Raw genomic sequence first — 21932 nt, 5'->3', positions numbered from 1 at the left:
AAATTTTCTCTCCTACTATTGTAGCACAATCCGGTCCGGATCGGACCATCTATTTTCTAATTAAATCAGAATCATACACTGAAACGGTTTCATTTCCAGTGTGCCTTCGTACACTTCCTTTGTTTCCGCATCGGTCCATTTTCCGATTCCTTCTACGCAGACCGGCTCATTTTTGAAGTTCATAACAAACACAACCCGTTTTCCATTGTCACCGACACGTTCTGTCACGGTCACACCGTACGGCAGCTTTGTCTGAAGCGCGTTTTCCAGAGCGGCTTCCCGAAAGAGATCCTGATAAAACGCCCGCAGGAAATCGAGGCTGGATTCTGCCGCCAGATAGTATGCCTCTCCTTTTCCGAAGCTGTTGCGTGTCACAACCGGAGAGCCGGCGTAGAAATCTTTTTCGTAAACTGCAAGCACTTCTGTGTTTTCTTTCGCATGTACGATCTCGCAAAGGTACTGTGCCGGATAAACAGATCCGCCATAGGTAAACTGATTCTCAAATTCCTCAGACGGCGCGTCAATCTCTTCCTGAATGATTCCCAGCACATCTTCCAGCGGGGACTGTCCGGTAAAGCAAAGATCTGTGTCATCCACCATACCGCTGAAGCAGGTGTTAACGAAAATACCTCCGTTCTCCACGAACTTTCTTACGTGCTCCGGATATCCTTCCTTGTACATATAGTTCAACGGCGCCGCCACAAGGCTGTATCCTTCCAGAGAATCGTTCATATCCACCAGATCGGCCTCAATGCCGTTTTCCCAGAACACACGGTAGTGTTTGAGGATCGTTTTCACATAATTAAAGTCAAGACGCGGTCCCTGCGTATCTTCCACTGCCCACCAGTTGTCCCAGTCAAAAATGATGGCGGCTTTCGGCCTGTTTACTGTATGATCAATGAGCTCGCCAAGACCTGATAGTCTCTCGCCCAGTTCGGTCACCTCCCGGAATACCCGGGTATCCGATCCGTTTCTGTGATCCAGCACGGCACCGTGGAACTTTTCAAAGCCTCCCCGTCCTTTCCGCCACTGGAAATACAGTACGGAATCCGATCCATGTGCTACCGCCTGCATGCTGGAAAGCATGTGCATACCCGGCCGCTTCAGCGGATTGGCCTCGCGCCAGCTGATGGCGGACGGAGAGCTTTCCATCAAAAGGAACGGCTCTTTCCGAAGGGAGCGCATCAGGCTGTGATTTGCTGCTGCCTTCACCGCCGTCGGAACCTCATCTTTCTGTTTGTGCCAGTACGGATAGTTGTCCCATGAAATAATATCCACGCCTTCTTTCAATCGGTTGTAGTCCATCCCTTTAAAGAAGTACATAAAGTTCGCTGTAGCCGGAAGATCTGAATATTCTTTTACCGTCCGTGCTTCCAGCTGGTAAAAGGCATTCATCTGTTCCGTGGAGAACCGTCTCCAGTCCAGCACAAGGGCTGTACTTGTTGTCTCCCCGTTCGGAACCGGACTGTGAATCTGATCCCAGTCCGTATAGGTGTGGCTCCAGAAGTAATTCCACCATGCCCGGTTCAGTTTCTCCAGTGTACCGTATTTTTTCTTCAGCCAGATACGGAATGCCGCCTGGCAGTGTTCACAATGACAAACGGAATCCGCGAAGTTTCCTCCAAGCTCATTGGAAATATGCCAGAGAATCACATTGCTTCTTTTTCCGAACCGCTTTGCCAGTTCCCGGTCAATTGCCGTGATTTTCTCACGCATCACCGGTGAGGTATAGCAGAAATTGTGGCGCTTTCCAGGCAGATTTCTTCTGCCGTCCGCCTGCACCTGCATCACTTCCGGATATTTCTGAGTGAGCCAGTGCGGCATTGCCCCGGAAGGGGTTGCCAGGATAACCTGAATCCCTTCCGTTTCAAGCCTTGTGATGATCCGGTCCATCCAGTCAAACTGATAGACCCCCTCTTCCGGTTCCAGCGAAGCCCAGGCAAAAATGCCGAGGCTTACGCAGTTCACGTTCGCTTTTTTCATCAGCGCTACATCTTCTTCAAAAATCTCCGGGTGGTCCAGCCACTGATCCGGATTGTAATCTCCTCCATGGAGAATCCTTTCTCCTAACATTGTTACTCCTCCTGTTTAGATTCCGCGGAAACGGAATGTAAACTCCATCTTTTTGTCTGCGTTTAACAGATATTCCGGATGCGTAACAGACAGCCAGCTGTCGTCTCCTGCAATTCCCATCTGTCCAAGAGCCGCACGTACAACCGTGTAATGAACCTGCGGAAGTTCATACGGATGCTTTGCATTTTCCAGTTCGTGCGGTGTATAAGGAAGCGCGGAGAACATCATCGGTCCACTCTTTTCATCCATTTCAAACAGCATTCCTCTTCCGCTTCTGTCGGTCACTTTTGCGTAGCGTACTTCTTCTTTGGCTCCACATTCCTGCGGCACAATGTATCTTGCCAAATTGTCTTTCACCAGATTCTGGTAGATTCCAAGTTTCGCGCCTTTCTTCCTGTCCGCATAAGTCTCTGCCGGTCCGAGTCCGTACCATGTCACATGATCGTAGTCCGCATCCAGCTTGAGCATCACGCCGAATTCCGGCATATCGCCCAGTTCTTTCACCGGATCATAGGAAAGTGTTACCTGCACCGTGCCGTCACCGGTTACCACATAGGTCATCTTACACTCGCTGACCGGATTCGTCGGCAGAAGGTAGGTATATGTCACTTTGACAGAATCTTCCGCCGCCTCTACTTCCGGCAGAAGAACTTTGCAAAGGTCGTCCCCCCGGTAATCCTTGTGTGACGCGTACATGCTGGCGATCTTCCACTGTGCGTACCGTTTCGGCATCTGGTTGCCCTGGTCGTTGTCCACCGGAGCTCTCCAGAAATTCGGCTTTGGAATTTCCTTGATCATTTCCTTTCCTGCATAACGGTAGGAGACAAGTCCTCCTTCCGGCCCGGAAAAAATCGCTTCAAAAGATTCTCCCCTGACACCGATGTTATGCTTGCTGCGGATTACCTTTACCGGACGCCTGCATGCTTTCTTCTCTTCCCTGATCGCATAGACATACTGTCCGAATGCCACTTCATGTCCTGCTTTCGCCCAGATCGTGTTTTCTTTCAGCCGGAAGGAAACCGTGATCGTATATTCTCCCGGAATCGTCTCTTTTGGAAGCGGCAGATCGTACACCTTCTCGGAGAGCGGTTCCACATCGGTTGCCATAACAAGTTCTCTGACTGTCTTTCCGTTCCGGGCCGCTGTTACCACGCATTCATACACACCGGTGTTCAGGAAGAGGTTCTTGTTGATGACTTTTACCTGATCCTTTGTCACTTCGGCTGTAATATTCTGGTAGTTGAATTTTACCTCCTGCATCTTCGGGGACGGCTCTCTGTCACCGCCGTATACAATCCCGTTGGCGCTGAAATTGTAGTCGGTCGGTCTTTCATTAAAATCGCCGCCGTATGCCTGGAATTCATTTCCATAACGGTCTTTCTTATAAATCGTCTGGTCAATGTAATCCCAGATAAATCCTCCCTGATAGAGCGGTTCTGTATCTGTCAGATCGGTATACTTGTGCATTGCCCCGCAGGAATTTCCCATGGCGTGGGTATACTCACAGCAGATAAATGGTTTGCTTCTGTCTTTTGCAAGGAATTCCTTGATCTTTTCCACCGGTGTGTACATCTGGCTCTCCATATCGCTGGTATCATTGTAGCGGCGATCCTGGAAGACGCCTTCGTAATGTACCAGTCTCGTCGGATCTTCCTTGCGGAAAAACTGAGACATTTCATAAATATCTTTTCCTCCGAAAGACTCATTTCCGCAGGACCAGATCAGGATGGACGGATGATTTTTGTCCCTCTGGTACATGGAATTCACACGGTCCAGCATCATCGCAAGCCATTCCGGTTTGTCATTTGGCACAATGAAATCTTCATCCCCGTCCATAGGATAGGTATCCCAGCTTCCGTGGCTCTCCAGGTTCGCCTCATCAATCAGATACAGACCGTATTCATCACAGAGTCTGTAGATCAAAGAGGAGTTCGGATAATGGCATGTCCGCACTGCATTGATGTTGTTCTGCTTCATGATGGTCAGGTCTTTTCGAAGCTCCTCTTCCGATACATGTCTTCCGCTCACAGAGCTGAATTCATGCCGGTTAACCCCTTTGAAGACAATTCTCTTACCGTTCAGTGTCATGATGCGGTCTTTCATCTCAAATCTGCGGAATCCCACTTTCTCCGGAATGATTTCCATCAAAGTGCCGGAGGCGTCTGTCACGGTAATCGACAGGTCATAAAGATTCGGCTTTTCCGCACTCCAGAGCGCCGGATGATCGATCTCCCAGGTAAAGACATTCTCTCCATTCAGTTCCTTCTCTTCCTCGAAGCAAACTTCTCCGTGGTAAGAAAGCACGAACTTTGCTTTTCCGCTTCCCCATGTCCGGGTGCAGATTTCCAGCTCCGCCTTTTCCAGCGTCTCATCCGGAACTGCGCGGATTCTGAGATCACGGATATGGACTTCCGGCACCGTGTACAGGTAGACATCCCGGTAAAGCCCGGAGAAGCGGTAGAAGTCCTGATCCTCACACCAGCTTCCGGACGTCCATTTGAATACCTGCACAGCCAGCTTGTTTTCGCCTTCTCTTACATAGTCAGTAAGTTCAAAGTCGGACGGTGTAAAGGTATCCTCGCTGTATCCCACAAAGGTACCGTTTACCCAGACAGCCATGCCGCTTTCTGCCCCCTGGAAGGAGATAAAAAGACGTTTGCCTTTCATTCTCTCCGGCACGCGGAAATATTTCACATAGCTTGCGACCGGATTGAAGTGCTCCGGAATCTCTCCCGGACGGATGTCCTCACGTCCTTCCCACGGATACTGTGTATTCGCGTACTGCGGCGCATCATAGCCCTCCATCTGGATATGGGCCGGCACCCGGATATCATCCCAGGAAGCACAGCAGTATTCATCTTTCTCAAATCCTGGCACAGCTGCGTCATAATTTTTCGCATAATGGAATTTCCAGATTCCATTCAGGCTCTCCTGAAACAGACTGCATCCTGTTTCTCTGTCCGCTTCGGACGCATAGTACGCATGATCGGAGTGAGCCTCTGCTCTTCCATCACAGAAATACTCCGGATTCTTTACGTTTTCATAATTAAATGTTCTCATAGTTTCCTCCTCTTTTTCCCTGAATCTTTGTATGAAAAAAGGAGTCCGCCGCATTTGCGGCAGACTCCTGCTCTTATGCGGGCTCTCTGTCTATTATTTTACGGCTCCTGTAATACCTTCTGCAAACTGTTTCTGAAGTACGAAGAAGACGATCATAGTAGGAATGGAACAGAAGAGAACTCCCACCATTAATACACCATAGTCTGTTGTATATCCACCTGAAAGGTTGGCAATCAACATCGGCATTGTCTGTGACTCCGGAAGGGTCATAATTACCTTCGGCCACAGGTATGAATTCCATGCATTCATAAATGTGATAACCGCTGCTGCTGCATAGGTTGCTTTCATCATCGGCATGTACATTCTTACGAAGATTCCGATTTCGCTCAGTCCGTCGATACGCGCTGCTTCCATAACGTCAACCGGGAAGTTACGTGAATTCTGACGGAACATCATAATCAGGAACGGCGTCGAAAGAGACGGGAGGATAAAACCTAACGCCGAGTTCAAAAGCTTTGCTGATGAAAGCAGTCTGAACAGAGGAATCATCGTCGCTACCTGAGGAATCATCATGGCAAGAAGAATAATGGAAAACAGAACATCCTTTTTCTTGTCATGATACAGCTCAAATCCAAATCCTGCAAGAGAACAGATCAAAATCGCAAGAACTGTCTGCAAAATAGAATACAGGAAAGAATTGCCCATTGCTCTCCAGAGATCATTGCCGTTTACAAGATTCTGGAAGTTTTCGATAAAATGTCCGCCGAGCGTCAGCTTTCCGTTTGCCACCTCGAAGGAAGTGTTTGTTGCTGCTGAAATCATCCAGTAGAACGGGAATACGGAAAGGAACGCTACGATAATCAAAAATATGTATGTAGGAATCAACCGGCGCTGAATCATACTTCTATTTCTTTTCTTAGTCACGCGTATCACCTACTTTCATATTGATAAATGCCAGGATCGCAACAATAATAAATACGAAGAATGACATTGCCGTCGCGTATCCGAAGTTTGCAACACCCTGTCCAAGTGAGTTGTTGTAAATATAATGTGACATGGTGATCGTCGCATTTGCCGGTCCACCGTTTGTCAGGTTGACAGACTCATCGAACAACTGAAGCGTTCCGTTGATGGACATGATAAATGTCATGATAATCGTTGGTTTCAAAAGCGGAACCGTAATACCCCAGAATGTCTTCCATCCGTTCGCACCGTCAATCTTGGCCGCCTCGTAAACGGAATATTCAATATTCTGCAATCCTGCAAGATAGAATACCATGTTGTATCCTGTCCATCTCCAGATCAGGGCGATGATAATAACCGCCTTTGCGCTGGCTGCATTTCCAAGGAAATTGTAATTGGACTCCAGAATACCAAGATGAACAAGAACGGAGTTGATCAGTCCGTCTGTTGCAAACAAGGATTTAAAAATCAAAGAGTAGGATACAAGGGATGTCGCACAAGGAAGAAAGATACATGTACGGAAAAATCCCTTTAATCTCAGATGCTTGTTATTCAGAAGCTGCGCCAGCAAGATTGCAAGAATCAGCATGATCGGCACCTGAATAATCAGGTACAAAAATGTATTTCCGACTGATCTCAGGAACAGCTTATCCTGAAACATTCTGGTATAATTGTTAAAGATCGGTTCGGACCACTGCATGTTTGCGCTGGAACCGGTCTGCAGTGACATGATAAAAGCCTGAATCATCGGCCAGAATGCCATGACCGCAATCAACAAAGCCGCCGGAGTTAAAAATATCCAGCCGGCCGCTGACTGCTTGGCAAGTAAGCTCATCTTTTTTTTCTGTTTCACTTGAGCCCCTCCCTTACACTAATTTCGAATAACGAGGAACGAAAACTCGTTCCCCGTTACTGTTCACTCTCTTTCAATTAAGAAGATTAGTTGCCCATCTCGAAGTTCAACTGATCTTCTGCTTCCTGCAGTGCATCCATCGTGTCTGCACCATTGATGATATTTACGATCGCAGATCCGATGTAGTTACGTGCGGAGTAGTGATAGTCACTCTGTTCAACAGTCTGTACGTGTGTTCCCATTTCAACGATGTCAGCGTAGATCGGCTGGTTGTTGAAGTATTCTACACCTTCGTTGTAAACTTCTGTCTCACCTGCCGGTGCGTATGTAGAAATCACACCGCCCTTTTTCAGTGCATTGTCATATGTTGTTGTGCTTCCTCCGAATGTGTAGGAAAGGAAGTCCTTGGCAAGGTCAACATTCTGGCAGTTGGATGTGATGTACAGAGAAGAGCCTCCGTTACTTGCATATCCCTCGCCGCCTTCCAGTGTCGGCATGCTTGTGATCGCCCACTTACCACTGTTTGCTGCTACTTTTTCGATGGTAGGAATGATCCAGTTACCATTCATAACACCGGCAACCTGGTCACCCTGGATTGCTTTGTCTGTATAGTCAGACCAGCTGTTCGGCATAAGAAGCACGTTTTCTTTTGCCATCTCAACAAGTTTCTCAACAATTGTTACAAGTGTTTCATTTTCTGTGATGTACGGTTTTCCGTCTTTAAACTGGGAAACACCTTCAGCCTGCATCATGATGTATGGAAGGTCGTTTCCATCGCTGTTCATGCAAAGAAGGGCTTTTCCTGTTTTTTCGTATACGGCTTTACCGATTTCGATAAATTTGTCCCATGTGCATCCTGTCAGGTCATCGATTGTGTATCCTGCCTGCTCCAGAAGGTCTGTACGGTATGCCGCAACAACGGTACCATTGTCTACAGGTACTCCATAGTGCTCTCCGTCGATTGTGGAGTAGTCCAGTTTCTCAGCTGCAAAATCATCCCAGTTAATGTCAACATCTCCGAGCGGTGTCCATGCATCCGGATAGTCAGCTACATATCTCTGAATGTAGTGATCCTGGAAAAGCACGATATCAGGAAGGTTGGAGTAGTCTCCTGAAGATCCTGCTGTTGTAATTGCTGTCTCCACATCTTCGGAAGAAGCCTGTTCCAAAATCTCAAGTTCGAATTCAGAATCTACATTTTCCTTATAGTCGTCTGCCGCCGCCTGAATAGCCGGAATATTGAATGCCGGGTCCCATGCGTATACAGTCAGTTTGTGGCCGCCTTCTGAAGAACCGGATCCACCGCCTTCTCCTCCGTCTGAAGATCCTCCGCCAGTACCACATGCTGCAAGAGAAATTGTCATGGCACTAACCAGTAATGCTGAAATCAACTTTCTTTTCATAATAAATACCTCCTCCTTTTTCATGTCCGTCCAGTCTTTCGAACATCTTCTGAAAGTATTATATCAAGACATCTCCATGAAATGTTTGCAGATTCGTATATAAATTATGCATTTTCGATCATTTTTGTGCCATTCGCCCCGTTTTTTTTGTTTTTCCGTTATTTTTTTGTTCGATCGGTACACCCTTTTCTCTGTTTTTTTCAGCATCAGCTCCATTTCATTTGTCCATTCTGCCAAAAATGCACTTTTTTTTTGCATATTTACCTTCTGTTTTTGTCTCTTTTATCCTCTGAACCCCCTTTTTATGCAAAAAAGACCCTGTCAGGAAACATGTTTTTCATAGTACGGAGCATTTCCTCGTTCAAGTCCAGAAGAATCTTGATCTTTTCTCTCCCATCACCAATGATCATGGTGTAGTACGGAATTTCATCATCATAAGAGGTATAGTCATACTTTGCCAGACGTTCCGTTCCTCCTTTAATACGGTACTTTGCCACCTTTTCATGCCAGTTCGGCGCCACCACTTCCAGTTGATTTAAATCAAGCTCATGGGCATTTTTCCGGTGTTTTTTCCCTACAATCACATCGATTGTAAAATGATTTCCTTCCATAACATATTCATATTCCTTCTGGCTGAACATATCAAAAGCAAAATAAAGGCAAATCAGAAGGAAGCCCGGAAGCATGAACCCTCTTGAAAAAACAATGCCCATCAGGATAAACAGGACTCCAAACACAATCATCAATATTTTCAGCACCCCGGCTCCCGGTTTTTTCTTTCTTTTCACCTGTTTTATGATTTTTGTACTATACATTTTTACCACCCTTCCTCTGACCGCACATTAAACTGCAGAATCTGCTGTTCGTAATTTTCCGGTCTCTTTTTCCACTCCTCCGGCGCCATCCCCATAATCTTCTGAAAGTTCCGGTTAAAGGTCGAACTTGTGAAATATCCGCATTTTCCCGCAATCGTCGCAATCGGTTCATCCGTCTTTCTCAGGTACTCGCATGCCGACTGGATTCTGACCATATTGATATATTCCAGAGGACTCATCCCCATACACTGGGAAAACACACGGCGGAAATGTGTTTCGCTGATATGAATCTGCGCTGCAATATCACTGACTTTCATCCGCTCATGGTAGTGATCGCTGATATAATCCAAGGACCGGTAAATGAGATTGTTCATCCTTGCTTCCTCACGGACTCCTCCGCCCGGCTGATCAAAAAAGGCGATATTTTTTCTGGCAATCTCCGATAGAAATGCCAGCATCATCCCTTCCGCCTCCTCGAGATAGAACATCTTCCCTTCCCGCATCGTATCCAGAATACGCTTCAAGAGCTCCGCAAGATAAGGCATTTCGTTTCCCTTTGCAAAAACTGCTTTCTGATTAATCGCCTGAATCATCTGGTCTACATATCCCGGCGCTCCCGAAACCAGCTTTCTCAACAATTGTTCCACATCGACAAACAGATATTCCCACGTACTGATATTTCCCGGCTCGCTGTTCGTTGTATGCAGATAATTTTTCGGGATCACAGTAAATTCTCCTCCTCTGAACAGATATTCTTCTGTTCCCAGTATCATCGATCCTCTGCCTTCGTAACAGTAACCTATCTCCAGGAAATTATGAAAGTGCAGATAATCAATATTCCTTCCGTAATTCTGCTGCCATTTTTCTCCTAGAAGCGCTATAATTGTCCTCTTTTCCGGCATCCGGTAGTATCTGAATTCGGCTGTCTTTTTTCTCTTCCTACTCATCGTGATACCCTCCCCGCCGTATTTTTGCTTCTCTCATCAAAACCGGCTGAATTTCCGGATAGGTCCATTTTTCCGGCAGATCCTTTGTAATCAGGATCTTTTCAATCTCGCTGTGAAGCTCCTTCTCAAACTTCCTGATTTCTGCCGTGTAGAGCATCCCGTATGTTTCTTCCCCTTCTTTTCCCTCCTCGTCCACTGAGGTTACCGAATACACACAGACCCGGTCAAGATCGAAATCCAACGCTCCGGTCTCCTCATAAAGCTCTCTTCCTGCCGTTTCGTCTATCTTCTCTCCGGGCTCCCGGTGTCCTCCCGGCACCTCGTATGTTTCCCGTTTCCGGTGTTTGCAAAACACCCATTTTCCATCATGCCGCGCAATCATCACAGCAAATTTTAAAAGGGAATCTTCCACCTCATCATAAAAACGAACTTTTACCATGGCTGTTACCTCCTGCTGTTATATTTCTTGTCTGGTCTCGCATCCTGTCTACGGAATCATTTCCCTTCTTTTTCCCCCTTCAAAACAATAATACGGCCTGCTTCCGATCATTTCAAAATGATCTCCATTCAGAAACAGGGTATCTTCTTCCGGCATGGCAATGACCGGACCACGTTCCTGCGAATACCGGAGCAGTTTTTCTGTATATCTTTCTGTCCGCTCCCGGTTCTCCTGCTCTGTCAGTCTTGAACTTCCATTCGTATAATGCGCAAACACCGAATATCCGCTCAGGACATCAAATCCTTTCGTATCTTTCAGCCCCACTTTATTCTGATCCATAGCCGCACAGCTTTCGATATCATATCCAAAGATAATCGCGCCTGCGCTTCCTCCGAAGACAATGCCGTCCTGTTCGATATATGCTTTGATTTTCTCAAAACTTCCGCTTGCTTTCAAATCGTTCAATAATTTATATGTGTTTCCACCGCCAATAAAAATCGCGCTGTAGTTTTCCACATTTGTCCCGTCCAGTTCCTCCGCGCTTTTAACCATCTCGATATCCGGCACATCCACACACCGAAGCTCGCCCCGAACCCACTCGTGGCAGCTGTCATAGTCCGCATTTTCCATGGCAAACGGAAGATACAATATCGGTTTTGTATGATCGATCACATCGTTTAGACGCCGGCAGGCGTCTTTTGTCTGATCGCCGTCTCCGCCACCGCACAAAAATATTCTCATGGTCTGTTCCTCCTTGCTTCTATAATCGTTCTTTGATTATATCATTTTTTTCTTCCGAAGGAAATCAGATGACACTTTGCTGAGACGACAGAATGTTTTCCATCGTTTTCTGACGTTGTTTCTCCAAACGCTGCCAGATGTTCTGCATACTCCTCACCGTCCTGACTCGGACTGATAAATTCAACATAATCTTCATTCCACATATGCTTCCTTGTCAGTTGCAAATACTTCTTTTGTTCCTTCCAATAAGCACTGTCCATTCTTTTCCCTCCATATTCTGTAAGTCCTATGCCAGAATTTTCGGACTGTTTATAGCGCGATTCTATAATTTTCAGATCTGTTCATCTCCTGCCTTACGAGCCGATTCAGGTTCCTTTCTCTCCGGCTCAAATAGTTTGTAAGAATCTCTTTCGTCTCTTCAACTCCCACTTTTTATCGGAAAATACCATTGAAATCCGATTTTGTCAATATAAAACACGAAAAGGACATCTCCGGAATCCATTTTCCGAAAGATGTCCTTTCTGTTTCTTCTCTCTTCCATCTATCTGCAAATACTACGCATTTTCCATCACAATCAGCGGAATCAGCATCTCTTCTTCCCGCAGTCCTGCATGGACTCCGACAAAAAAGTCTGCTTCTTCCCGGGAGGAAAAGATTGTCAGCTCCCCGGTTCCGACTGCCAGATAGTCTCCCAGCATTTCCCGGAAATCCGGATGTTCGGCTTCAACCCCAAAAAGTCTTTTTTCTATCACCTTTTCTTTTGTCAGCAGCAAAAAGCTCCCGTCAAAAGCTTTCCGAAATGCTTTTTCAAACTGCTCTTTTTTCTCCTTTTTTACAAACAAATTCAGTGCCCGCGGCTCGATAGAAGGCATCCGCACCAGACATTCCATGATATCCGGATAATCGGTAATGGAAACATTTTGTGTATCCACCAGTCCATGGTCTGCCGTCACGATCAGAAGCGTTTTCTCCAGCTTATCACTTAAAGCCTGGACCTGCTGTTCCAGTTTCCGCATAATCTGTTTTGTCTGGCTGCTGTAGCATCCGGTCTCATGCATGGTGCTGTCCGGTTCGTTCCAGTACGCATAAATATATTTCTTTCCAGGCTTTCTACACAGCATTTCAACCTGTCCGCAGATTTCTTCCATGGTCTTTGGAAACGGCTCTGCAAACGGCATAACTTCATAAGCATCCCTGCCGCGGCGGTTAATTTTCTCCACGACTGTCTCGTATCCGCAATACTTCTCAGCCACATTATAATCTGCTGCCGGAATACTGGTTCCTGTCTTCATGTTGGTGAAAACCGTAACATTCTGATCAATCCGCGGATAATAACAGTCCCAGCCAAGCCATCCGTGCTCACACGGCTTCAGTCCGCTTCTAATAGATGTGGTCGCCGCCACCGTAGTCGGCGGAAATACCGAGCTGTAGGAACATTTCATGTGGCTCCTAAAAAATCCGGTCTCCTCCAGATTTTTCTCCATGATCCTGCTTCCCATTCCATCCAGAAGAAATACGACAATATTTTCGTACTCCTTTTCCAGAAACGTATCCACACACGCAAGTGTCTTTTGCCCTTTTTCACGGATTCCAAAATTCTTTAAGACTGACTGCGCCAGATTGGCCAGTCCGTTTTCATAATCTGGAAATTTCAATTTCTGATCCATCTTTTCCCCCTCACATATGATCTAAAGCGCACACGTTCTAACCAAATACAATTCCTTTAAGCGTTTCTGTTCTTCCTGTCCTATTCCAAGTCCGGTTTCGATGTAATTCTCAAAGGAACCATATTCCCGGTGCGCGGTTTCAAAACTTGTGCAAAGATAGTCCTGGTCCACGCTCAACGCTGTCTCCACTGCTTTAAGCATCTCTTCAGATGCACATTTTTGTCTCAGGCCGTCCAGAATCACCTGATTGGCTGCCGCCCGCATATGGTTTGTTTCCATATAATCTTCCATGATCGTATCCCGAGGCACTCCCAGAATCGTCAGAATCACTGCTGCGGAAATGCCTGTCCGGTCTTTTCCGGCAAAGCAGTGAAAGACAGTCGCTCCTTCTTCTGTCTCAAGCAGGATCTGCACAAAACTGCGGATCGCGTCTCTGGCGGTCCGGGTCGTAATAAATTCCCCATACAGCTTTTTCATATAGTCATGGAGCAGCTGTGCGTTCTGCATGTTCATCAACTGTTCCCTGCTTCCTGTCGCCTGTCCTCTTCCCATCAGCTTCTCTCCCGGGAAGAAATCAAGTACATACGCCCTGGCTCCCGGTACTTCGCAGTCCGGTGCCTTTCCCCGCTCTTCTGCTGTCCGAAGATCAACCACATTGACCACGTGATACTCTTCCTGCAAGCTACGGATCGTCTCCCCGGTCAGTTCAGACATATCTCCGCACCGCAGCAGCCGCTTTGGCGCAACTTCTCTTCCATCCTTTGTCCGGAGTCCTCCCAGATCCCGGAAATTTGCCAATTCTGCTCCAATCATATGCAGCCTCCTCCTTCGATTCCGCTTTTCTCTATACTAAAACAATTCATCCAGCAAAATATAATACCGGATCTTCTCCCAGTCCGGTGCAATTCCAAGTTCCTTGAACAACAAAAGATCGTCATAACCGGAATACGCTTTCCCGTGAAATCTTCCGCTGTAATTCTGGGAAAGGCTCCGGTAACAAAGTGCGATGTCGCACCATTTATCTGCAATCCCTGCCCGTCCAAGATCAAGATAGCCTGTCAAACGGTCTCCTTTTCCAAATACATTTGGCAGGCAGTAATCGCCGTGGGAGAGAACTGCTTCTTCCTCCGGCCGGTTTCCGAAAAGCCAGTCCAGAAGTTCTTTCGGACCGCGAAATCCCTCCGGGCCAAATGTATCCGGCTCTACATTGTCAAGATCTACCAGCCCCTGTTCGACCTGCTCTGCCGCCCGCATCAGCTTGTGATCGAGCCGGCAGTCGGCCGGGCATCCGGAAAGATCCACTGCCCACAGTCTTTTTAATCCTTCTGCCAGCACCTTTGTCTGAAGAACAGGATTTCCCATGTAAGTCTCCTCACACATCATCTCCCCTTCCAGCCTGCTCATCAGCAGAAACTGTTCCTCTCCGGCCTCTTCTTTTGCGAGAATCCCTGGAACCGGAAGTCTGTCCTGCAGCCACTCCATCATACACAGTTCCTGCTCCGTTTCCCTGCTTTTCCTTTGCACTTTCAGCACCATATCGGAAAACAGCAAAATCCGGGAGCCGGACATACCGGTTTCATCGATCTGGTACTCTTTTCCTTCTATTTGATTTCTAATACTTTGTGGTAATTCCATACTCCATTTCCTCAAACTTTTCCATTGGTTCGTACTTCTTATTTTACTCAATGGCAGGATAGAAGTCCAGTCTCTCTATCTCTGCATCAGTTTTGTTTCATAAGCCAGAAGTAACTCCCGGATCTCTTCATTCAGATCTCCAGTCCGGTCTTTTGGCGGCTCCTGTTCCAGCCGGAAATAAAAGTCCACGTCCACTTTCGCCTTGTGAGGCCAGCCTCTCCTATTCTCTTTCACATCCCGTACATGCATCCGGACCTTGGCGCATTTCTCTTTCAGAAGAGGAATCAGGCAGAAGTACAGGTAGTCCTCGTCAAAGGACAGATGCCCCAGTACCTTCCCTTCCCGGTTCTTTACGAGAATCCGGTGTCCCTGAAATGCTTTTGGATAAATGGGAGCTCCTTTTTTCAGTTCTCCCGTTGCCCGGAAAGCTTCGCCCGAGCCTTCTGCGCCGACCCACGCCCGGAACTGATAAACCGCCCTTCCCTCCGAATCGATCATCTTCGGCTTTGCCGCTTTTCTCAGCGCCGCCAACGGATCAATGAACTGCCGGGTGAGAAGATGAAAGAGCTTTGCCTGCACCTGAAAGCGATGGTCGCTTTGCAGGGTATCCTCTTCCCGGAACGTCCCCTGTCTTCTCTCCACCTGTTCCAGCAGCTCTTTCGCAGCATGACGGAGGCTTATAAGAAACAGACTGAATTCTTCTTCCTCCGGGTCCCACATATACTTCCCCCGGGCCGCCTGATAATACAAAGGCTCCCCTTCCACATCCATACTGTAATGCAGGTAGACATTTCGTTCGCAGAAGGCATCCGCATTGACTGTGCCCGTCCATTCCCATTTCCGCCTTTTTCGTGCAGACCGCAGGATCGGGACTTCCTGTTTCATCAAAAGGTGATAGGCTTCATTCATCTGCTGCACCCGCCTGATCTGTTCCGGCCGGTCCGATCCCAGGGCGTCCGGATGATACCTCCGCATCAGGCTGCGGTACTTCTTCCTGATCTTAGCTTTATCCTCGCCCTGCACCACATCCAGTATCTCCATCGCTTCTTCCAGATTCATGCCTCTTCTCACCTCATTTCCTCTGCTGCCGTTTTCCGTCAGATCCGGACAGCCAGTTCTAGTGCAATCATGGCAATCCGGTCTTTTTCCATCAGTTTTGCGTCATTGCCAAGACTTCTTATATCCCATTGTTCCGCGTCCAGATTATCCGCCGCATAGAAAAACTGAAACAGTTCTCTTCCCCGGAATCTGGCTGCAGCTGCATTGGCGGAACATTCCATATCCACACAAATGCATCCCTGCAATCGGATCCACAAAATCTTCAGCATTGATTACCGCCTTTTGCGATGGATCAAATTTCTTTAGAACCATACTCATTCTCCTCATTCCTTTAAAATAGTACTGCTAATTTTTCATAATTTTATCTATTTTTGATATTATAGCAGAAAAAGAGACAAAAATGCCTCTTTTTTCGTTCTATCAATTTGAATCTGTGCTGACAATCAGCCGGATTTTTTCTTCCTTCATCAATGCGACAACTTCCTTGATATTATGGACATCCTTCTCTGTCTCGATTCCACCGAATCCCACCTGATCCAGATCATGGCAGTCGCTGCCGGAAACCAGTTTCAATTCCGGATATGCCTTTCTCCATTCATCCAGCTTTTCATTATGATTCCCGCTGTTCGGACGCTGATTGTATTCCACTCCATCTAAAAATTCCGGCTCACGAGGTACACATAGTTCCCGGAACGGATGTGCCTGATAAAATAACGCACCGCAGGAATGGCAGAGATGATAGATTTCTTCCTGGCTTAGGAAACAAAGATCCGGATGTTGGAATAAAAAGTCCTCGTCGATCCCGTAAATCAGGAAATCTTCCTCGTTCGGTTCCAGTCGGATTTCCACACCAAGCATAACCTGAATTCCATACTTTTCTTCTGCCGCTTTAGCTTTTCTGTATCCCAGAAGATACCGTTCTATTTTCTCCTCGTCCGTCTTTCCAAACTCGTTCAGCAAAACGGAGTCAAAGTGATTCGTAATCACAAGCGCATCATATCCCGCTTCAGCGTATGCTTTCATGATTGACTCTGCATCTGCTTTTGCGCAGGGACTTCCCTCACTTGTATGGACGTGCATCTCAATTTTCATAACATTTCTCCTTCCTGTCTCACATCGGAAACAATGTCATCTGCTCGTAATCCGCCTGTCGTTTCAGTTCTTCCGGCGTCTGGCACAGCATTGCTTCAGTCGCTTTTTCGTCCCAGAGCCAGTCCTCGATCTGATCCTGTCTTAGAATCAGCGGCATCCGGTCATGAACCGGTTTCATCGATGCATTTGCCTCTGTCGTCAGAATCACAAAGCGTTCTTCATTCTCCATGATATCGAAAAATCCTGCCAGATAAAGGATCTCTCCATCCTTGCTCTTAAAGGTATTTTTCTCTTTCCTCTGATTCCACTCGTAAAAATGACTTGCTGGAATAACTGCCCGGTGATACCGGATTCCGTCCGCGAAAATCTTTTTCTCCAGAACGGATTCAGCCCTTGCATTGATCAGCACGCCGCTCTTTTGAATCCCCGGATAGCCCCATTTTACACCGGAAAGACAGATTCCTTTTCCATTCCACTTCAGAATCAGCGCACGTTCTGTCGGACGGATATCACGCCCGAGGCATACGTTTTTGGCTTCGCTGTCCATCTCTGTCGCGAACGCTTTTAGTTTCTCCAGGATTGTCTCATCGATATAAAACAGGCTGCACATCTTTTGTCCCTTTCCGGCTGTTTTTTATTTCATCGCTTTTTTGATCCACTGATTCACCTTGTTCTTCGCGTCCTGAATTCCGTTACGGATCGGGTACACAAGATCAAGCTCTGATACGATCTCATTTCCTTCCAGCGCCTTATGGAAGTTCTTCCATGTATTTCTCATATTACCACCATTGCACACCAGAAGATAGATCTTCTTTCCTTTTATTTGATTTTCACTCAGAAATGCGTTGACCGCCGGCGCATAGGTGCCAAATCTGCATGTCTCCCCACACAAAGCGGAACATACTTTTCATCGGTTTTCATCCGCCACGGTAAGTTTCAGCACGTCGGCGTCAATTGCCTCCTTCATTTCTCCTACAAGTGCCTCTGCATTTCTTTCATAAGAATAATAAACAATTAAAAATCTGTGCTTTTTTTGCTTCGATTCTTGACTCTCACGCTGCGTGATACGGTATGATAGGGATAGAAGGAGTGGAGCACATGAAGACAATAAGTCAAATCGCAAAATTGAGTGGAATCAGTGTACGAACACTGCAATATTATGATGAAATCGGACTGCTGAAACCGTCCAGTCTCTCGGAATCCGGATACCGCCTGTACGACGAAGAGGCCCTTGGAAAACTCCAGCAGATCCTGACGTTGAAAGAACTTGACTTTTCACTGAAAGAAATTCAGCACCTTCTGAGCGGGGCAAATTCTGACCGCGCTACGGCATTTTGCAGGAAAAACATCAATTTTTAATTGAACGAGGGCATCTTGACCGGCAGATCGAACTTCTGACCCGCTTGGAAGAGCGCGATACGATTGATAATCTCCAAGAATATGATCTTTCTGAATATTTCCGCGCACTGGAAGAGTTCAAAACCAGTCACAAAGATGAGGTTATTACCTACTGGGGAAGTGAAGAAAATTTCGACCTGTTTATTCAGCAAATCCGTAAAAGCGAGGCACAGGCTGCCCGCCTCGCCGTCCAGGAATTCGGCAGTGTCGAGGCGTACACTGAGGCAATGAAATACAATCTGGAACATTTTTCAGAAATCATGAAGAAGTGGCAGGCCCAGATTCCAGAAGAGTTGAAAGCGAAAGATCCGTTTGTCAAACTCGCCTCTCATAAAGGAGAACCCGTTTCCTCAGATGTTGTTCAGCAGCTTGTCCGGGATGCAATTTCCCGGGCCAGAGACACCGCATCTTCGGAGCTGTTCTGCGATCATGCATCTTACTGCGATCTGATCATCGAACTTTACTCCGGTGACTACATTCACGCTGTCACAGACACAAAACACGGAACCGGGTCCGCTGAATATATTGTCAGCGCATTTCAGTATTATCTGGATCATTTCCGGGAGCGAGGATAAGATACCGGAAATAAAAAATAGAAAGAAAAAACCGGGAGGATCGCAAACATACTGCCTCTCCCGGTAGTTTTTGAAATTAAAATCAGAACAGTTCCTTCAAATAGGCTATAAAAAACAGTATTCCCCCGCCAATCTCTATGACTGCCAAAATCAAATCCCACTTGTTTCTCAACTTTAGAAACATCATCAGTTCCATTGAACCGTAAATCGTACAGAAAATAATCCATGCACTGTAATTTTCTCCTTTGTCTGCCCATGATGCCAATATAGAAAGTACCGCGCACATAAAGATACCAAATCCGGCCGCCATTCTTCCGGCCCACATCTGAACATTGCGTTCCCTTTCATCCACAATCTTGTTTTCTTTTCTGCTTTTTAATAAAACTTCTTCTTTTTCCATACTGATTCCCTCCAAATAAGGCCAGGTCTGCTTGTGGCCCTCAGCATATCATCGACAAGTAAACTTGTCAACAGATTTAAAATTACTTTCTTTCTGGAAAGAATCGATGTAACTTCTACTTTTAAAAAGAACGTTTATTCGTTCCTCGCGGAAAATTCACGAATATAGTCTTCCGTCTTTTCCATGATCTCTCTCATAATCTCCAGATCCCGTAGCGTTTCCCCGGTCTCCATGGAATGATTGGCATGCTCCGTCAGATAAAGAGGAATCTTTCTTTTCTCACATTCACTGACAATAACTTCCGTCTTCGCCCAGTCATCTCCGGTTCCGTGAAAAACAATTCCTTCCGTCCCGATGGCCTGAAATGACGCCTCCACCGGGGTATAATAGACATGTCCGGCTCCGATCCGGTTCATTGCATCATAGGACGCCGCCAAAGCGGTCCCGATACTCTTGGACAAAAACAGTATTTTATCATAAGAACCAAAGTCAATTTCAGAAAGCTGTTCTGCTACCTTTGCAAGTGCCTGTTCGTAGGCGGCATACATTTTCTTTGCGTCTCCCTTGATGCCCGATGGAAGTTTCCCGTAATCTGCGCAGACAATCTCATATCCGTACCGTCCGACAATCTTTCTGCTGTAATATAAAAGCGGCTTGTCCGCATGATATCCGACTCCTGGAAATACTACTGCTATCTTCTTCATCGTTTCCTCTCCTTTATTCCAATTTTCCTGTTTCTCTCTCATGTTCTACGAACGCTTTTTGTATCAGTTCTTCCAGAGACTTCACAAACCGTTCATCATCCTCTGCCGTTCTTTTCTTCGGCCCCTTCAGGTGATTCTTTTTGGAAGCTCTTCTTGCTTTTCCGGCAAGATGCCGTTCCATCAACATCTGGTCAATATTATCATTCGTGTACCACCTGCCGGACTGATGGATGCAAAAAGCCCCTTTTCCAAGAGCCATTGCCGCCACTCCATAGTCCTGCGTCACCACCAGATCCCCTTTTTTGCACAATCCGATCAGTGCAAAATCCACAGCATCCGCTCCGGAACCAATCACCTTCACTTCACTATACTCTGACTTCAATACATGATTCGTATCGCAAAGCAACGTCACAGACACACTGTATTTCTTTGCGGTCTCTTCCACTATCCTGACTACAGGGCAGGCATCCGCATCTACATAAATCCGCATCCATTCATCCTCCTATAAAGGAAACTGTTCTTTCGGGAACGTATAACGCGGAAGTCCCTTGCTGTGTTTCCCATATTCAATCGCTTCCGCCGGACATTTGCAGATGCAGGCCATGCAGTGCGTACATTGATCTCCCCATACCGGACGCCCATGATGGAACCGGATATTATTCATCGGACAGACTTTTGCACATTTTTCACAGGAAATGCAGTCTCCCGTTACATAAAACTTTTTAGCATGTACAAACAGTGGATAAAACACCTGATTGACCGGACCGCTGCTCAGTCTGTCCACCGGAGTGATTTTAGCCGGAGGAAACGGAAGCTTTTTCTGAATCCGCGAAACCGCCTCATCAATCCTTTTCTCCGCACGGCGGATAATTTTCACCGCCTCCTCTTTGTGCGGTGTCTGAAACAAGGCTATATAATTTTCCGGCATCACGATTTGCATACACCCCAAATACTGCATCTGTTTTCCCGCGCAAAGCTCCTGCAGATATTTCCCGGCATTTCCTGCATTTAATCCGCACGTCATAACAAAATAGATCTTCTTATTTCCTGAAAGTTCTGTTCTCTTTATCCATGCTTCCAGAATCCGCGGGATTCTCCACGCATAAGTAGGCGATACAATCACCCAGGGCCTGTCCGAATATACCTCTCTGCTGTCTCTGTTTTTCAGTCTGGAAAACAAATCCAGTACTTCATCCCCAACAGCCTTTCCAATTCTCTTTGCCACATACTCACTGTTTCCTGTTCCCGAAAAATATAAAATCACGTTTCTTTCCTCCTTCCATTCGTTGCTTCTTCCAACACGATTACAACTTTCCTGCAACGATCAGATACCGGTGAATGGTACCTTCTATTTTTCCGTCCCGTTCCAGATTATTCTGCATTTCAAGAAGATTTCCCATGCATTTTTCAACCGAAAAGCCCGGGAATTCCCATTCTATCACATGCGCAAACCATACAAACGCGCCTACGTCATAGAACACAATCGGACGGTATGCCTCTTCTGCCCGAAGAATCTGGAATCCTGCATCCTCAAAAGCCTTTCTCTGCTCTTTCAGGTTCAAATGCGGAAACGGTTTCGGCGTCCCCGGAAGTACCTGCTCTACCAGATCCCGGTCATTGTCACCGCCTACCTGTTCTGTAATAAAAACGCCTCCGCTCTTTAAAAGCCGGTAAAGTTCCGGTGCATCAAAGTTGCCGTGACGGTTGATAATCAAATCAAAGCTCTCATCCGGATAAGGGATTTTTGCCGGATCCTGACACTCTTTAAAATGAATTCCCAAAGGCAGCAATGTTTCCCGGCACAGTTCCACATTCGGAGGATATCCCTCCGTTGCGGATGTCTTCTGCCACGGATGTCCAAGCGAGAGCAGAAATTCTCCCCCGCCGGTGTCATAATCCAGAAGTTCTGCATCCCCGGTAAGATACTGATTTACAATCTCCCTGTAATTCCAGGGAAGATCCTTCTCTTCCTCGTACCGCCCCTCAATATGCGAAAAATCCCACCCATGAATGTGCGCAAGATCTTCTTCCCGCTTCCAGATTGATTTCCAGTTCTCCATCAGCTTTTCCCTCCCTTGAAATATCGTTTCTTACTTTGCATACACAAA

General features: G+C 46.7%; 25 protein-coding genes. 2 read left to right on the top strand and 23 right to left on the bottom strand.

Annotated features, from left to right (window positions below; genetic code table 11):
- Positions 1-60 precede the first annotated feature (60 nt).
- The 18 genes from B5E64_RS13465 to B5E64_RS13375 all read right to left on the bottom strand — a co-directional run bounded on the left by B5E64_RS13465 (position 61) and on the right by B5E64_RS13375 (position 17639).
- Positions 61-2073: a beta-galactosidase gene (locus tag B5E64_RS13465; RefSeq protein ID WP_087168983.1), complete on the bottom strand. Its 2013-nt coding sequence runs from the start codon at positions 2071-2073 to the stop codon at positions 61-63.
- A 15-nt stretch (positions 2074-2088) separates the two neighbouring features.
- The gene (locus tag B5E64_RS13460; RefSeq protein WP_087168982.1) at positions 2089-5133 is read right to left on the bottom strand and encodes a glycoside hydrolase family 2 TIM barrel-domain containing protein; all 3045 of its coding nucleotides are present in this window, start codon (positions 5131-5133) and stop codon (positions 2089-2091) included.
- 93 nt (positions 5134-5226) lie between these two features.
- Positions 5227-6033, bottom strand: a complete 807-nt coding sequence (locus B5E64_RS13455; RefSeq protein ID WP_087168981.1) for a carbohydrate ABC transporter permease — start codon at positions 6031-6033, stop codon at positions 5227-5229.
- Positions 6034-6049: 16 nt separating this feature from the next.
- Complete coding sequence (locus tag B5E64_RS13450; protein WP_330616776.1) at positions 6050-6949, bottom strand: sugar ABC transporter permease; 900 nt, start codon at positions 6947-6949, stop codon at positions 6050-6052.
- A gap of 86 nt (positions 6950-7035) precedes the next feature.
- Entirely contained in the window at positions 7036-8352 is a 1317-nt protein-coding gene (locus tag B5E64_RS13445; protein ID WP_087168980.1) for an extracellular solute-binding protein, read from the bottom strand.
- A gap of 302 nt (positions 8353-8654) precedes the next feature.
- Positions 8655-9167, bottom strand: coding sequence for a hypothetical protein (locus tag B5E64_RS13435; protein ID WP_087168978.1), 513 nt, complete (start codon positions 9165-9167; stop codon positions 8655-8657).
- 2 nt (positions 9168-9169) lie between these two features.
- The gene (locus B5E64_RS13430) at positions 9170-10114 is read right to left on the bottom strand and encodes an AraC family transcriptional regulator (protein WP_087168977.1); all 945 of its coding nucleotides are present in this window, start codon (positions 10112-10114) and stop codon (positions 9170-9172) included.
- Positions 10107-10553: an NUDIX domain-containing protein gene (locus B5E64_RS13425; RefSeq protein WP_087168976.1), complete on the bottom strand. Its 447-nt coding sequence runs from the start codon at positions 10551-10553 to the stop codon at positions 10107-10109. The genes B5E64_RS13430 and B5E64_RS13425 overlap by 8 nt, the downstream gene beginning before the upstream one ends.
- A gap of 48 nt (positions 10554-10601) precedes the next feature.
- Positions 10602-11294 carry a Type 1 glutamine amidotransferase-like domain-containing protein gene (locus B5E64_RS13420; protein WP_087168975.1) on the bottom strand — a complete coding sequence of 231 codons (693 nt, stop codon included), beginning with the start codon at positions 11292-11294 and terminating at the stop codon, positions 10602-10604.
- A 41-nt stretch (positions 11295-11335) separates the two neighbouring features.
- Positions 11336-11554 (bottom strand): hypothetical protein, encoded by a 219-nt coding sequence (locus B5E64_RS13415; protein ID WP_087168974.1) that lies wholly within the window; start codon positions 11552-11554, stop codon positions 11336-11338.
- Between the two features lie 294 nt (positions 11555-11848).
- On the bottom strand, positions 11849-12961 hold the full coding sequence (locus B5E64_RS13410) for an alkaline phosphatase family protein (protein WP_087168973.1): 1113 nt from the start codon (positions 12959-12961) through the stop codon (positions 11849-11851).
- Between the two features lie 21 nt (positions 12962-12982).
- A complete protein-coding gene (locus B5E64_RS13405) occupies positions 12983-13774 on the bottom strand; it encodes a tyrosine-protein phosphatase (protein ID WP_087168972.1) in 792 nt (263 codons plus the stop codon).
- A 36-nt stretch (positions 13775-13810) separates the two neighbouring features.
- Positions 13811-14596 carry an APH(3') family aminoglycoside O-phosphotransferase gene (locus B5E64_RS13400; RefSeq protein WP_087168971.1) on the bottom strand — a complete coding sequence of 262 codons (786 nt, stop codon included), beginning with the start codon at positions 14594-14596 and terminating at the stop codon, positions 13811-13813.
- A gap of 75 nt (positions 14597-14671) precedes the next feature.
- Entirely contained in the window at positions 14672-15655 is a 984-nt protein-coding gene (locus B5E64_RS13395; protein WP_087168970.1) for a J domain-containing protein, read from the bottom strand.
- A 38-nt stretch (positions 15656-15693) separates the two neighbouring features.
- On the bottom strand, positions 15694-15924 hold the full coding sequence (locus tag B5E64_RS13390; RefSeq protein WP_087168969.1) for a hypothetical protein: 231 nt from the start codon (positions 15922-15924) through the stop codon (positions 15694-15696).
- Between the two features lie 151 nt (positions 15925-16075).
- The gene (locus B5E64_RS13385; RefSeq protein WP_087168968.1) at positions 16076-16747 is read right to left on the bottom strand and encodes a PHP domain-containing protein; all 672 of its coding nucleotides are present in this window, start codon (positions 16745-16747) and stop codon (positions 16076-16078) included.
- 19 nt (positions 16748-16766) lie between these two features.
- Positions 16767-17357 (bottom strand): SOS response-associated peptidase family protein, encoded by a 591-nt coding sequence (locus tag B5E64_RS13380; protein ID WP_087168967.1) that lies wholly within the window; start codon positions 17355-17357, stop codon positions 16767-16769.
- Between the two features lie 24 nt (positions 17358-17381).
- On the bottom strand, positions 17382-17639 hold the full coding sequence (locus B5E64_RS13375) for a hypothetical protein (RefSeq protein WP_087168966.1): 258 nt from the start codon (positions 17637-17639) through the stop codon (positions 17382-17384).
- Positions 17640-17845: 206 nt separating this feature from the next.
- On the opposite strand from B5E64_RS13375, the gene B5E64_RS18475 reads away from it, so the two are divergent.
- On the top strand, positions 17846-18106 hold the full coding sequence (locus tag B5E64_RS18475; RefSeq protein WP_242960209.1) for a MerR family transcriptional regulator: 261 nt from the start codon (positions 17846-17848) through the stop codon (positions 18104-18106).
- On the top strand, positions 18082-18720 hold the full coding sequence (locus B5E64_RS13370; RefSeq protein ID WP_242960208.1) for a hypothetical protein: 639 nt from the start codon (positions 18082-18084) through the stop codon (positions 18718-18720). The genes B5E64_RS18475 and B5E64_RS13370 overlap by 25 nt, the downstream gene beginning before the upstream one ends.
- Before the next feature lie 82 nt (positions 18721-18802).
- Here the strand turns inward: B5E64_RS13370 and B5E64_RS13365 are convergent, their stop codons facing one another.
- From B5E64_RS13365 to B5E64_RS13345, 5 genes are all read right to left on the bottom strand, one after another.
- Positions 18803-19120, bottom strand: a complete 318-nt coding sequence (locus B5E64_RS13365) for a DUF6442 family protein (RefSeq protein WP_087168965.1) — start codon at positions 19118-19120, stop codon at positions 18803-18805.
- A gap of 134 nt (positions 19121-19254) precedes the next feature.
- A complete protein-coding gene (locus B5E64_RS13360) occupies positions 19255-19824 on the bottom strand; it encodes a hypothetical protein (protein WP_087168964.1) in 570 nt (189 codons plus the stop codon).
- 13 nt (positions 19825-19837) lie between these two features.
- Positions 19838-20314, bottom strand: coding sequence for a YaiI/YqxD family protein (locus B5E64_RS13355; protein WP_087168963.1), 477 nt, complete (start codon positions 20312-20314; stop codon positions 19838-19840).
- Positions 20315-20326: 12 nt separating this feature from the next.
- Positions 20327-21088, bottom strand: a complete 762-nt coding sequence (locus tag B5E64_RS13350; RefSeq protein WP_087168962.1) for an EFR1 family ferrodoxin — start codon at positions 21086-21088, stop codon at positions 20327-20329.
- A 40-nt stretch (positions 21089-21128) separates the two neighbouring features.
- Entirely contained in the window at positions 21129-21884 is a 756-nt protein-coding gene (locus tag B5E64_RS13345) for a class I SAM-dependent methyltransferase (protein WP_087168961.1), read from the bottom strand.
- Positions 21885-21932 lie beyond the last annotated feature (48 nt).

This window comes from Drancourtella sp. An12, from assembly GCF_002160935.1.
GTDB classification, from domain to species: Bacteria; Bacillota; Clostridia; order Lachnospirales; family Lachnospiraceae; genus Sellimonas; species Sellimonas catena.
This window is presented reverse-complemented; position numbering and strand designations above follow the sequence as displayed.

Coding starts and splice junctions, on each gene's coding strand:
- B5E64_RS13415 (WP_087168974.1), bottom strand. CDS start 11,554: ATGGACAGTGCTTATTGGAAGGAACAAAAGAAGTATTTGCAACTGACA.
- B5E64_RS13400 (WP_087168971.1), bottom strand. CDS start 14,596: ATGGAATTACCACAAAGTATTAGAAATCAAATAGAAGGAAAAGAGTAC.
- B5E64_RS13410 (WP_087168973.1), bottom strand. CDS start 12,961: ATGGATCAGAAATTGAAATTTCCAGATTATGAAAACGGACTGGCCAAT.
- B5E64_RS13355 (WP_087168963.1), bottom strand. CDS start 20,314: ATGCGGATTTATGTAGATGCGGATGCCTGCCCTGTAGTCAGGATAGTG.
- B5E64_RS13390 (WP_087168969.1), bottom strand. CDS start 15,924: ATGCTGAAGATTTTGTGGATCCGATTGCAGGGATGCATTTGTGTGGAT.
- B5E64_RS13455 (WP_087168981.1), bottom strand. CDS start 6,033: ATGATTCAGCGCCGGTTGATTCCTACATACATATTTTTGATTATCGTA.
- B5E64_RS13460 (WP_087168982.1), bottom strand. CDS start 5,133: ATGAGAACATTTAATTATGAAAACGTAAAGAATCCGGAGTATTTCTGT.
- B5E64_RS13435 (WP_087168978.1), bottom strand. CDS start 9,167: ATGTATAGTACAAAAATCATAAAACAGGTGAAAAGAAAGAAAAAACCG.
- B5E64_RS13445 (WP_087168980.1), bottom strand. CDS start 8,352: ATGAAAAGAAAGTTGATTTCAGCATTACTGGTTAGTGCCATGACAATT.
- B5E64_RS13365 (WP_087168965.1), bottom strand. CDS start 19,120: ATGGAAAAAGAAGAAGTTTTATTAAAAAGCAGAAAAGAAAACAAGATT.
- B5E64_RS18475 (WP_242960209.1), top strand. CDS start 17,846: ATGAAGACAATAAGTCAAATCGCAAAATTGAGTGGAATCAGTGTACGA.
- B5E64_RS13425 (WP_087168976.1), bottom strand. CDS start 10,553: ATGGTAAAAGTTCGTTTTTATGATGAGGTGGAAGATTCCCTTTTAAAA.
- B5E64_RS13385 (WP_087168968.1), bottom strand. CDS start 16,747: ATGAAAATTGAGATGCACGTCCATACAAGTGAGGGAAGTCCCTGCGCA.
- B5E64_RS13465 (WP_087168983.1), bottom strand. CDS start 2,073: ATGTTAGGAGAAAGGATTCTCCATGGAGGAGATTACAATCCGGATCAG.
- B5E64_RS13430 (WP_087168977.1), bottom strand. CDS start 10,114: ATGAGTAGGAAGAGAAAAAAGACAGCCGAATTCAGATACTACCGGATG.
- B5E64_RS13405 (WP_087168972.1), bottom strand. CDS start 13,774: ATGATTGGAGCAGAATTGGCAAATTTCCGGGATCTGGGAGGACTCCGG.
- B5E64_RS13380 (WP_087168967.1), bottom strand. CDS start 17,357: ATGTGCAGCCTGTTTTATATCGATGAGACAATCCTGGAGAAACTAAAA.
- B5E64_RS13420 (WP_087168975.1), bottom strand. CDS start 11,294: ATGAGAATATTTTTGTGCGGTGGCGGAGACGGCGATCAGACAAAAGAC.
- B5E64_RS13360 (WP_087168964.1), bottom strand. CDS start 19,824: ATGAAGAAGATAGCAGTAGTATTTCCAGGAGTCGGATATCATGCGGAC.
- B5E64_RS13395 (WP_087168970.1), bottom strand. CDS start 15,655: ATGAATCTGGAAGAAGCGATGGAGATACTGGATGTGGTGCAGGGCGAG.
- B5E64_RS13345 (WP_087168961.1), bottom strand. CDS start 21,884: ATGGAGAACTGGAAATCAATCTGGAAGCGGGAAGAAGATCTTGCGCAC.